At 64.7% G+C, this 11711-nt stretch carries 11 protein-coding genes; 3 read left to right on the top strand and 8 right to left on the bottom strand.

The genetic code is table 11. The features are described from left to right. Nucleotides 1-241, top strand: a 241-nt coding sequence (locus AC4OR5_RS02385; protein ID WP_491952822.1) for a hypothetical protein, incomplete at its 5' end; no start/stop codon positions are given. Between the two features lie 112 nt (nucleotides 242-353). On the opposite strand, the gene AC4OR5_RS02380 is transcribed toward AC4OR5_RS02385, so the two are convergent. After that, entirely contained in the window at nucleotides 354-1670 is a 1317-nt protein-coding gene (locus AC4OR5_RS02380) for an MFS transporter (RefSeq protein ID WP_058160618.1), read from the bottom strand. Between the two features lie 287 nt (nucleotides 1671-1957). Between AC4OR5_RS02380 and AC4OR5_RS02375 the strand changes: the two genes are divergently transcribed. Beyond that, nucleotides 1958-2362: an acyl-CoA thioesterase gene (locus AC4OR5_RS02375; RefSeq protein WP_003096677.1), complete on the top strand. Its 405-nt coding sequence runs from the start codon at nucleotides 1958-1960 to the stop codon at nucleotides 2360-2362. A gap of 45 nt (nucleotides 2363-2407) precedes the next feature. On the opposite strand, the gene betA is transcribed toward AC4OR5_RS02375, so the two are convergent. The 4 genes from betA to AC4OR5_RS02355 form a co-directional block, all read right to left on the bottom strand. Continuing rightward, the gene (gene betA, locus AC4OR5_RS02370) at nucleotides 2408-4093 is read right to left on the bottom strand and encodes a choline dehydrogenase (protein WP_003136284.1); all 1686 of its coding nucleotides are present in this window, start codon (nucleotides 4091-4093) and stop codon (nucleotides 2408-2410) included. A gap of 135 nt (nucleotides 4094-4228) precedes the next feature. Continuing rightward, complete coding sequence (gene betB / locus AC4OR5_RS02365; protein ID WP_003121323.1) at nucleotides 4229-5701, bottom strand: betaine-aldehyde dehydrogenase; 1473 nt, start codon at nucleotides 5699-5701, stop codon at nucleotides 4229-4231. A gap of 60 nt (nucleotides 5702-5761) precedes the next feature. Then, a complete protein-coding gene (gene betI / locus AC4OR5_RS02360; protein WP_003096684.1) occupies nucleotides 5762-6355 on the bottom strand; it encodes a transcriptional regulator BetI in 594 nt (197 codons plus the stop codon). Nucleotides 6356-6441: 86 nt separating this feature from the next. Then, entirely contained in the window at nucleotides 6442-6618 is a 177-nt protein-coding gene (locus tag AC4OR5_RS02355) for a hypothetical protein (protein WP_023107422.1), read from the bottom strand. Between the two features lie 68 nt (nucleotides 6619-6686). Here AC4OR5_RS02355 and AC4OR5_RS02350 point away from each other — a divergent pair, with 68 nt between their 5' ends. After that, nucleotides 6687-8237 carry a BCCT family transporter gene (locus AC4OR5_RS02350; protein ID WP_003122396.1) on the top strand — a complete coding sequence of 517 codons (1551 nt, stop codon included), beginning with the start codon at nucleotides 6687-6689 and terminating at the stop codon, nucleotides 8235-8237. Nucleotides 8238-8454: 217 nt separating this feature from the next. Here the strand turns inward: AC4OR5_RS02350 and choV are convergent, their stop codons facing one another. The 3 genes from choV to AC4OR5_RS02335 are packed head-to-tail and all read right to left on the bottom strand — an operon-like array spanning nucleotide 8455 to nucleotide 11456. Beyond that, nucleotides 8455-9633: a choline ABC transporter ATP-binding protein gene (gene choV / locus AC4OR5_RS02345; protein ID WP_058160616.1), complete on the bottom strand. Its 1179-nt coding sequence runs from the start codon at nucleotides 9631-9633 to the stop codon at nucleotides 8455-8457. A gap of 3 nt (nucleotides 9634-9636) precedes the next feature. After that, complete coding sequence (gene choW, locus AC4OR5_RS02340) at nucleotides 9637-10476, bottom strand: choline ABC transporter permease subunit (protein WP_003096692.1); 840 nt, start codon at nucleotides 10474-10476, stop codon at nucleotides 9637-9639. A 41-nt stretch (nucleotides 10477-10517) separates the two neighbouring features. Continuing rightward, nucleotides 10518-11456, bottom strand: coding sequence for a choline ABC transporter substrate-binding protein (locus AC4OR5_RS02335; protein WP_058160614.1), 939 nt, complete (start codon nucleotides 11454-11456; stop codon nucleotides 10518-10520). Between the last annotated feature and the right edge of the window lie 255 nt (nucleotides 11457-11711).

Genomic DNA, 11711 nt, shown 5'->3' with positions numbered 1-11711 from the left:
CTACAGCAACCTCTCGTTCCGTCAAGCGTTATTTTCGAAAATTTTCTTTTCTACTCAACCGCTTGCGCCGACCTTCAAACCATCTTCCAATCAGCGGGAGGCGCATTCTACAGCGTTCAGACTCGCTGTCAAGCACCTCGATGAAGCTTCGTTTCGAACCCCCTTTCGGGACCGAACCGCTGCGGCGAACAACCTGCCGGAGCGCTTCACCACCCCTCGGAGAGAATCCGTAAATCCTTGATTTTCAAGCATTTACTCTTCGTCGTCGCCGGGAGTGGTGCGCATTATAGGGAGATAGAAACTGGCGTCAACGATTATTTCAAAAATAATTCAAATAACCGCCGGAACCGCTTTCACCCCACCGAAACCGCCTCGCCAGCCGGCTTTTTCTGCGCCAGCAGGTAGAGCCCGACGAGGAAGCCGACCAGGCACAGAGTCACCACGTAGTAAGCCGGCCCCATCGGGCTCTGCTTGAGCAGCAGGGCCACCGCCATCGGCGTCAGCCCACCGAAGATGGCGTAGGCCAGGTTGTAGGAAAAGGACAGGCCGGAGAAACGCACCACCGGTGGGAACGCATTGACCATCACGTAGGGAACGGCGCCGACGATGCCGACGAAGAAGCCGGTCAGTGCATATAAAGGAAAGAGCCAGTCCGGGTGGGCCTTGAGGTTGCCGTAGAAGCTCCAGGACACCAGCGCCAGCAGCACGCTACCGGCAACGAAAGTCAGCCCCGCACCAAAACGATCCGCCATGCGCCCGGCGACGATGCAGCCAAGGGTCAGGCAGACGATCGCCAGGCTGTTGGCCTTGAGCGCCGTGGCGGCATCGAAGCCGTATACGCTCTGCAGAACGGTAGGGGTCATCAGGATGACCACCACGATCGCGGCCGACAGCACCCAGGTCAGCAGCATCGACACCAGGACGGCGCCACGATGATCGCGGACCACCGCTTTCAACGGCACTTCCTCTGCCAGTGCCTTGCGTTGCTGCAGCTCGGCGAATACCGGCGTCTCGTGCAGCCAGCGGCGCAGATAGACCGAGAACAGGCCGAACACCCCGCCGAGCAGGAAGGGTATCCGCCAGGCGTAGTCCTGCACCTCTGTCGCGCTATAGAAGCTATTGATCGCAGTAGCCACCAGCGAGCCCAGCAGGATGCCCGCCGTCAGGCCGGAAGTCAGCGTCCCGCAGGCATAACCGACATGCCGTGCCGGTACATGCTCGGCGACGAAGACCCAGGCCCCCGGTACCTCCCCGCCAATCGCGGCGCCCTGGATCACCCTCAGCAGGAGCAGCGCCAGGGGCGCCCAGATGCCGATCTGCGCGTAGGTCGGAAGCAGGCCCATGATCAGGGTCGGCACCGCCATCATGAAGATGCTCAGGGTGAACATGCGCTTGCGCCCGAGCAGGTCGCCGAAGTGGGCCATGATCACGCCGCCCAGCGGCCGCGCCAGGTAGCCGGCGGCGAACAGGCCGAAGGTTTGCAACTGACGCAGCCATTCCGGCATGTCCGCCGGGAAGAACAGCTTGCCGACCACGGTGGCGAAGAACACGAAGATGATGAAGTCGTAGAACTCCAGCGCTCCACCCAGGGCGGAGAGGGACAGGGTCTTATAGTCGCGGCGGGTCAATGGACGCTGGGCCGGCGCCTCGGGAGCATTCGCGGATGGCATGTCGGAATTGTTCTCTTTATTCGTTCAGCAAGCATGAGCGGGGTTCGACCGGCAGGCGTGTCGACCTGCGACCCGGGGACGCAGGAGCGAAACCATAGCAAATCGACGAATGTCCACACAGTCGGTCGAAGAGAGAACCGGGCGGTCGTCGGCCGCCCTACTCCTCTATATAATGCCCGGGCGCCTCTGAAAGCTGTCCCAAGACCTTGCACCGGCAGGCGTTTTGGGAGAGTTTTCCCCTAAACCGCGCTTGAACAAGAAATCCGGGGGGCACGAGGCCCTTACCTATGATCGAGCTTGAACAAGAAGACCCCATTCCCCAGGGAGACCTGGCCTTGCAGATTACCGCGCTGCCGCGCGAAACCAACGGTTTCGGCGATATCTACGGCGGTTGGCTGGTATCCCAGATGGACCTGGCGGGAACCGCCATGGCCAGCAAGATCGCCGGCGGCCGTATCGCCACCGTCGCCATCGACCGCATGGCCTTCATGGTGCCGGTCGCGGTAGGTGCCCAGCTTTCCTTCTATACCCAGACCCTGGAAGTCGGTCGCAGCTCGATCCGCATGCTGGTCGAGGTGTGGAGCGACGACCCGTTGTCCAGCGAATGGCGCAAAGTCACCGAGGCGGTGTTCGTGTTCGTCGCCATCGATGGCAGCGGGCGCACCCGCCCGGTCCCGCCACGCCGGGGCTAGACGCAGGAACGCCGGCTATCGCCGGCGTTCTTGTTTGCGCGTTCCTCAGGCCCGCACGGGGTTGCCGCGTACCGGCGCATCCCCGGCCACGTAGTACTTCGCCGTGCTGCGCGGCAGCGGCTGGCGACCGCGGATCCTGTCGGCGATCTTCTCGGCCATCATGATGGTGGTGGCATTGAGGTTGCCGGTGATGATCAGCGGCATGATCGACGCATCCACCACTCGCAGTCCTTCCATGCCGTGGACCCGTCCCTGGCCATCGACCACCGCCATGTCGTCGCTGCCCATCTTGCACGAGCAGGATGGGTGGAAAGCGGTCTCCGCATGGTTGCGGATGAACTCGTCGAGTTCGGCGTCCGACTGCACGTTCACCCCTGGGCTCAACTCGCGGCCCCGATAGGGGTCCAGCGCCGGCTGGTTCATGATCTCGCGGGTCAGCCGGATGCCGTCGCGGAACTCCTGCCAGTCCTGCTCGTGGGACATGTAGTTGAACAGGATGCTCGGATGCTGGCGCGGGTCCCTGGACTTCAGGTGGATGCGCCCGCGGCTCGGCGAGCGCATCGAGCCCATGTGCGCCTGGAAGCCGTGCTCCTGCACGCCCTTGCTGCCGTTGTAGTTGATCGCCACCGGGAGGAAATGGAACTGGATGTTCGGCCATTCGAACGCTTCGCGGGTTCGGATGAAGCCGCCAGCCTCGAACTGGTTGCTGGCGCCGAGGCCCTTACCGAGGAACAGCCACTGGGCACCGATGGCCGGCTGGTTCCACCATTTGGTCGCCGGGTAGATCGACACCGGCTGCTTGCAAGCGTACTGCAGGTAGAGTTCCAGGTGATCCTGCAGGTTGGCGCCGACGCCCGGCAGGTCATGCACCACCGGGATGTCCAGGTCGCGCAGCAGGGCCGCCGGGCCGACGCCGGAGCGTTGCAGCAATTGCGGCGAGGCGATCGCGCCGCTGCACACCAATACTTCGCGGCGGGCGTGGGCGGTGACCGGGTTGTCGCCGTTGCCCACCAGGTAGGAGACGCCGATGGCGCGCTTGCCGCTGAACAGGATGCGGTCGCTCAGGGCGTGGGTGACGATGGTCAGGTTGGGCCGGCCGCGGGCCTGGTCCAGGTAGCCGCGCCCGGTGGCGGCGCGACGGCCCTCCGGGGTGACGGTCCGGTCCATGGGGCCGAAGCCTTCCTGCTGGTAGCCGTTGAGGTCATCGGTTCGCGGGTAGCCGGCCTGCACGCCGGCCTCGACCATCGCATGGAACAGTGGGTTGTTGCCGGCCTTCGGCGTGGTCACGCTGACCGGGCCGTCGCCGCCATGGTAGTCGTTGGGGCCGATATCCCGGGTTTCCGCCTTGCGGAAGTACGGCAGACAGTCGAGGTAGCTCCAGTCCTCGAGGCCCGGCTCCTTGGCCCAGCCGTCGAAGTCCAGGGCGTTGCCGCGGATGTAGCACATGCCGTTGATCAGCGAGGAGCCGCCCAGGCCCTTGCCGCGACCGCACTCCATGCGGCGGTTGTTCATGTAGGGCTCGGGGTCGGTCTCGTAGGCCCAGTTGTAGCGCCGCCCCTGCAGCGGGAAGGCAAGGGCCGCCGGCATCTGGGTGCGGAAGTCGAAGCGGTAGTCGGGACCGCCGGCTTCGAGCAGCAGGACGCTGACGTCGGCATCTTCGGTGAGGCGGGTAGCGAGTACGTTACCGGCAGAGCCGGCTCCGATGATGATGTAGTCGAATTCCTGGGACATGCAGGCCTTCCTCTTTTCTCGGCATGACACCGGCCGCGACGCTGGCGCGCCGGTGTCTGGAAGTTCGGAATGGCCGGTGTCAGGGAGCGTTGCCTGGGACCGGCCTGGTTAGGGGTTCGAGCGCTGCGTCGAGGCTCAGAACACCGAGGCGTAGTCGCCCAGCTCCACTTGCACGGACTTGATGCGAGTGTAATGAGCCAGGGTGGTGAGACCGTTCTCGCGACCGACACCGGATTGCTTGTAACCGCCGACCGGCATTTCCGCCGGCGACTCGCCCCAGGTATTGATCCAGCAGATGCCGGCTTCCAGGCGATGGATGGCGCGGTGGGCGCGGGCCAGGTCCTGGGTCACGACGCCGGCGGCGAGGCCGTACTCGGTATCGTTGGCGCGGCGGATCGCCTCGTCTTCGTCGTCATAGACCAGGATGCTCATCACCGGGCCGAAGATTTCCTCGCGGACGATGGTCATGTCGTCGCTGCAATCGGTGAACACGGTCGGCGCGACGTAGGCGCCATTGCCGAACGCTCCATCGGTCACACGCTCGCCGCCGCACAGCAGGCGAGCCTTCTGCGCCTTGCCGGACTCGATGTAGCCGAGCACGCTTTCCATGTGCGGGAAGCTGACCAGCGGGCCGAAGTTGGTGTTCTCGTCCTGCGGGTCGCCGAGACGGATGCGCTGCACGCGCTCCAGTACCTTGGCTTCGAAGCGGGCCTGCTGGGAACGGTGGATGAACACCCGGGTGCCGTTGGTGCAGACCTGACCGGAGCTGAAGAAGTTGGCCATGACGGCGATGTCGGCGGCGCGGTCGAGGTCTGCGTCGGGGAAGATGATCAGCGGGGACTTGCCGCCCAGCTCCATGGTCACTTCCTTCAGCGACGAGCTGGAAGCGCTGGCCATGACTTTCTTGCCGGTGGAGGTGCCGCCGGTGAAGGAGATCTTCTCGATCAGCGGGTGCTCGGTCAGCCACTGGCCGACTTCGCGTCCGCTGCCGGTGAGCACGTTGAACACGCCGTCCGGCACGCCGGCCTCGGTGTAGATCTCGGCCAGCTTGAGGGCGGTCAGCGGGGTGACTTCGCTGGGCTTGAAGATCATCGCGTTGCCGGCAGCGAGGGCCGGGGCGGATTTCCACAGGGCGATCTGCACCGGGTAGTTCCAGGCGCCAATGCCGGCGACCACGCCCAGCGGCTCGCGGCGGGTGTAGACGAAACTGGTTTCGCGCAGGGGAATCTGCTCGCCTTCGATGGCCGGGACCAGGCCGGCGTAGTACTCGAGCACGTCGGCGCCGGTGACGATGTCCACCGAGCGGGTTTCCGCCAGCGGCTTGCCGGTATCCAGGGTTTCCAGGGCGGCCAGTTCGTCGTTGCGCTCGCGGAGGATGTCGACGGCGCGACGGAGGATGCGCGAGCGCTGCATGGCGGTCATCGCCGCCCACACCTTCTGCCCCTCGACGGCGCTCTGCACGGCCCGCTCGACGTCTTCCCTGGAAGCCCGCTGGACCTTGGCGAGCACTTCGCCGTTGGCCGGGTTGATGGTCTCGAAGGTGGCGCCACTGCTGGCCTCCACGTAGCGACCGCCAATGTAGAGCTTCTGTTCTTCGAATCGGGCCATGTTGCAGTCCTCTCTTATCGGTATCGCAGGCGCAAGGCGGCGCCGCGGGGGTTTTCGTCCCTACCCCGACTGTTTTGCCAACTGCTGGTCGAGGTAGTCGTAAGCGATGTTCAGGGCCTCGTCGGTATCGAAGGCGTCGCCGGTCAGCGCGCCACGCAACCACAGGCCGTCGATCAGGGCCGCCAGGCCGCGTGCCGCGGCGCGGGCGTCGTCCGCCGAGAGCTGGCGGCGGAACTGGTAGCACAGGTTCGAATACAGGCGATGGTCGTTGACCCGCTGCAATCGACGCAGTGCCGGCTGGTGCATGCTGGTCGCCCAGAACGCCAGCCAGGTCTTCATCGCCGGACCATTGACCTGGCTGTCGTCGAAGTTGCCTTCGACGATCGCTCGCAGGTGCGCCCTCGGACTGTCGTCGTAGAGCGCCGCGCGGCGTTCGCGTACGGCCTTGCTCAAGGCGCTGAGCAGGTGCCGCATGGTCGCTTCCAGCAAGCCGTTCTTGTCCTGGAAGTAGTGGCTGATGATGCCGTTGGAAACACCCGCCAGGCGGGCTATCAGGGCGATGCTGGCGTCTCCCATGCCGACCTGATCGACCGCCTCCAGGGTGGCGTGAATCAGTTGCGAGCGGCGGATGGGCTGCATACCGACCTTGGGCATTGCTATCTCCTCTCGTCGATGGGTGCGTGCGGGCACCGACCGACGTCATTGGTGGCCAGTCTATTTTGTTTTTATTGAACGTTCAATCAACTAAGAATAAGCTCGGCGTCCATGAGCGGCCCCAGCCTGCGTGCAACCTGGCCCGCGCCGTTCATCACCTCGTCGCCGAAGTCCGCCAAGGATCGCAGAATCCGGGCTTCAAGTGGGGTGGCAATGCTGTGTCTGTAGTCCGCGGCCATAAGCCGCCATGCTTTCACTGCCATGGGGTCATCCTCCAATGAGTACTGCTTCGCCAATAAAAACAAACGAGCAGGTACGTCTGAATCCGATCGTGTTCTTCGGCTCGACCGCACTGATCCTGGTTCTGACCGCCGCCCTCATCCTCTATCCCGACAGCGCCGGAGCCTTGCTCGGCCGCATCCAGGCGTGGCTGTCGCACAGCTTCGGCTGGTACTACATGCTGGCCATCGGCGCCTACCTGTTCTTCGTCGCCTGGGTGGCCTTCTCGCGCTTCGGCACCCTCAAGCTCGGCGAGGAGCATGAAAAGCCGGACTTCAGCTACGGCGCCTGGGCCGGCATGCTGTTCTCCTCCGGGATCGGCATCTCGCTGCTCTACTTCGCCGCATCCGAGCCGATCGACCACCTCTACCATCCACCCGAAGGCGTTCCCGGCAGCCCTCAGGCGGCGCGCCAGGCGCTGCAACTGACCTTCCTCCACTGGGGCCTGCACGGTTGGGCAATCTATGCCCTGGTCGGCCTCGCCGTCGGTTATTTCGCCTACCGCCATCGCCAGCCGCTGGCGTTGCGCTCGGCGCTCTATCCGATCCTCGGCGAGCGCTGGGTGAAAGGCGCCGCGGGCCACGCGGTGGATTGCTTCGGCATCTTCGTCACCCTTCTCGGGCTGGTGACCAACCTGGGCATCGGCGCCTTGCAGGTGTCGTCCGGTCTCGAGTACCTGACCGGCATGCCACACAGCAAAGGCACCCTGCTGGCGGTGATCCTGGTGATGAGCCTGGTCGCCACCCTGGCGGCGGTCTCCGGTGTCGAGAAAGGCATCCGCCGGCTGTCCAACCTGAATATCGTGCTGTTCAGCTCGCTGCTGCTGTTCGTGCTGGTCTGCGGTTCAACCCTGGAACTGCTCAACGGCTTCGTACAGAACCTCGGCGACTATCTCGACGGCCTGGTGCTGAAAACCTTCGACCTCTACGTCTACACCGGTGCCGGCGCCGGCAAGAGCGAGGAATGGCTGGGCCTGTGGACCCTGTTCTACTGGGCCTGGTGGATTTCCTGGGCGCCCTTCGTCGGTATGTTCATCGCCCGCATCTCCCGCGGTCGCAGCGTGCGCGAACTGGTCTGCGGGGTGCTGCTGATCCCGCTGGGCTTCACCCTGGCCTGGCTGTCGGTATTCGGCAACAGCGCCCTGGACCTGGTGATGAACCACGGCGCGACCGACCTGGGCAAGGCCGCGCTGGAACAGCCGTCGATGTCGATCTACCTGCTGCTGGAACACTATCCGCTGTCGAAGATCGTCATCGGCCTGTCGATCTTCGTCGGCTTCGTGCTGTTCCTCACCCCGGCGGATTCCGGCTCGGTGATGCTAGCCAATCTCTCGCGCAGCGGCGGCGAGCTGGACGAGGACGCGCCGAACTGGCTGCGCATCCTCTGGTCGGCCGTCGTCACGCTAGTCACCATCGGCCTGCTGTTCGCCGGCAACTTCACGGCGATGCAAACCGTCGTGGTGCTCGCCGGGCTACCGTTCTCGGCGGTGCTGATCCTGTTCATGTTCGGCCTGCACAAGGCCATGCGCGCCGACTACGAGGCCCAGGTCGGCGACCGCCGCACCTACCAGCCAGTGCCGGCGCCAACCCAGCACCAGACCTGAATCCGGCGCCGCTAGGGCGCCCTCGCCAATCAGGTGCGTACTTGGCCCGGCGTTTCGCCGGGCCTTTCTTTTCTGCCGCCCGGCGCCCGGCGCATGCCGCAGGAACCGGCGCGCGGGAGCGTGCGAAAGGAAGAACAGACGGAAAAAGCGCGGAGGATAAACGCGAATGCCCGGCAGCGCCGGGCATTCGCAGCGGCCCCGAGCGGGCCTTGGGGGATCAGCCGAGGTTCTTGCCCAGCAGCGCGTGATACAGCTCGCTGTCGCCGAGCACCCCGACCACCTTGTCCTGCTCCTGCAGGACCAGCTTGTGGCCGGTCTGGTAGCGAATCTGCAGGGCATCGCGCATACGGATGCTGACATCCACCAGGGTCGGTTCGCGGCGCAGCTTCTCCACCGGGTCGCCCTGGCGCCAGCGTTGCAGGTCGATGACGTTGCTGCCCTGGCGCGCGCCCTTGAGCACGTCTCCTTCGCTGAGACCGATCCAGCAGTCGCGGCCCTGGTCGAAGCAGATCTCGTCGTTCTGCCGGATGCACTGGTCGAGGCCACGCATCAGGCTCTGGCCGCACAGCACGTTGAGCGGGTTGGTATGGGCGACGAAGGTACGCACGTAGTCGTCCGCCGGGCTCAGCACGATCTCTTCCGGCTTGCCGTGCTGGATGATCCGGCCGTCCTTCATGATCGCGATGCGGGTGCCGATCTTCAGCGCCTCGTCGAGGTCGTGGCTGACGAACACGATGGTCTTGTGCAGTTGCCGTTGCAGCACCAGCAGTTCGTCCTGCAATTGCTGGCGGATCAGCGGGTCGAGGGCGGAGAACGGTTCGTCCATCAGCAGGATGTCGCCATCCATCGCCAGCGCGCGAGCCAGGCCGACGCGCTGCTGCATGCCGCCGGAGAGCGAGTCGGGACGCTTGTCGCGCCACTGCGAGAGACCGACCAGCTCGAGCTTCTCGTCGATCAGCTTCTTCCGCTCGGCGGCCGGACGGCCCTGCATCTCCAGGCCGAAGCCGACGTTCTCGGCCACCGTCAGCCAGGGCATCAGGGCGAACTTCTGGAACACCATGGCAATGCGCTTGGTGCGCATGGCCTTGAGAGTCGCCGGCGAGCAGTTGGCGATGTCCACCTGCGAACCTTCGTGCTCGATCAGCAGCTTGCCGCGGCTGACCTTGTTCAGGCCGTTGATGCAGCGCAGCAGGCTCGACTTGCCGGAGCCGGAAAGTCCCATCAGCACGCAGATCTCGCCGCGGTTGACGTCCAGGCAGGCGTCCTCGACGCCGAGCACCTGGCCGGTGCGCTTGAGGATCTCGGCGCGGCCGAGGCCCTGGTCGAGGAGCTTCAGGGCTTCCTTGGTGTGGGTGCCGAAGATGACGTCCACATGGTCGAATCGGATCGCGGTCATGGCTTATTTCCCCTTCACGGCGCGCTGCTTGCACACCCGGTCGAGCAGGATGGCGAGCAGGACGATGGCCAGGCCGGCTTCGAAGCCGAGGGAGATGTCGGCGGTGTTCAGCGCGTTCACCACCGGCTTGCCGAGGCCATCGGCGCCGACCAGCGCGGCGATCACCACCATCGACAGGGAGAGCATGATGCATTGGGTGATGCCGGCGGCGATGCTCGGCATCGCGTGCGGCAGCTCGATGCGCGTCAGCAGTTGCCAGCGCGAGCAGCCGAAGGCCTTGCCGGCGTCGAGCAGCTCCGCCGGCACGTCCTGGATACCCAGGCAGGTCAGGCGGATCGGCGCGGCGACGGCGAAGATCACCGTGGAGATCAGGCCCGGCACCACGCCGAGGCCGAACAGGGTCAGGGTCGGGATCAGGTAGACGAAGGTCGGCACCGTCTGCATCAGGTCCAGCAGCGGCCGCAGCGCGGTGTAGAACCACGGCTTGTGCGCGGCGACGATGCCCAGCGGCACGCCCACGGCGATGCACACCAGGGTGGCGAATATCACCTGGGCGAGGGTCTCCATGGTCTCCTGCCAGTAGCCCAGGTTGAGGATCAGCAGCAACGAGGCCAGGGCGAACACGGTCAGCCCCCAGCTGCGCTGGATGAAATGCACCAGCCCTACCAGCAAGGCGATCAGCACCAGCGGGTTGAACCAGAGCAAGCCGTTGGTGACGCCATGGATGAGGAACTCCAGGGTGTCGGAGATCTTGTCGAAGAACGATGCGCCATGCAGGGTCAGCCAGTCGACGAAACCGGCGATCTGCTCTCCCAGCGGGAGCTTGTGATCAGTCAGGAACATAATCAGGGTCCATCAAGAGCGGGAAATGAACGACCGGTCGCCTACTTGGCGAACGCCAGCTTGGCCGCGGCTGCGGCAGGCTGCCCGTCGCGCGTGGTGACACCGGCCAGCCAGGCATCCAGCTGTTCCGGGTGATCCTTCAACCAGGCCTTAGCGGCTTCCTCGGGTTTCTTGTTTTCGTTGAGTACCGCGTCCATCAGCTTGTTCTCCATCTCGAGGGTGAAGCTGAGGTTCTTCAGCAGTTGGCCGACGTTGGCGCACTCCTGGGCGTAGCCCTTGCGCACGTTGGTGTAGATGGTCGCGCCGCCATAGTTGGGGCCGAAGAAGTCGTCGCCGCCTTCCAGGTACTTCATCTGGAAGCGGGTATTCATGGGATGCGGCTCCCAGCCGAGGAACACCACCCACTGGTTGCGCCGGATGGCCCGCTGCACCTGCGAGAGCATGCCCGCCTCGCTGGATTCCACCAACTTGAACTTGCCCAGTTCGAAGGCGTTCTTGTCGATCATGCTCTGGGCGACGCGGTTGCCGTCGTTGCCCGGCTCGATGCCGTAGATCTTGTTGCCCAGCTTGTCGGAGAACTTCGCGATATCGACGAAGCTGCGCAGGCCGCCGTCGTAGACGTACTGGGGAACCGCCAGGGTGTACTTGGCGCCCTCCAGGTTGGCGCGCAGTGTCTCGACCGTACCTTTCTCGGCGTACTGCTTGATGTCGTTGGTCATGGTGGGCATCCAGTTGCCCAGGAATACGTCGAGGTCGTTGTTGGCCAGGGAGCGGTAGGTCACCGGCACCGAGAGCAGATTGACCTTGGTCTTGTAGCCGAGGGACTCGAGGACCTGGCGGGTGACCGCGGTGGTCACTGTGATGTCGGTCCAGCCGACGTCGGCGAAACGCACCGACGCACAGGATTCGGGCTCCGCGGCCTGGGCTGCCAGCGGTGCGCACAGAGACACGGCCAGCAGCCAAGACTTGCAACCTTTCATAGCGAACTCCTCTGCAGGGTAAGGCGCCGGCGCTACCCCGAAGGGCGCGGCGGTCTGTCTGTATCGGGCCGACCGGTAGCGGCCCTCAGCGGGCAATTCGTGAACGATCATGAAACAGGACGCATCCGTCGCCTACAGGGTGGGTCGCAACCAGTGCAGGCGGGGTCGCATTCAGTACCCGCTGTGTCGCATTCAATCATAGTGGTCTTTGCCGGCGACCAGCGGATGCCGTTTTCGGAGCGGCGCGAGCCCGTT

The organism is Pseudomonas sp. YA1 (assembly GCF_058680555.1).
Note: the sequence above shows the minus strand (reverse complement) of the source record. Positions and strands in the feature narration are given on the sequence as shown.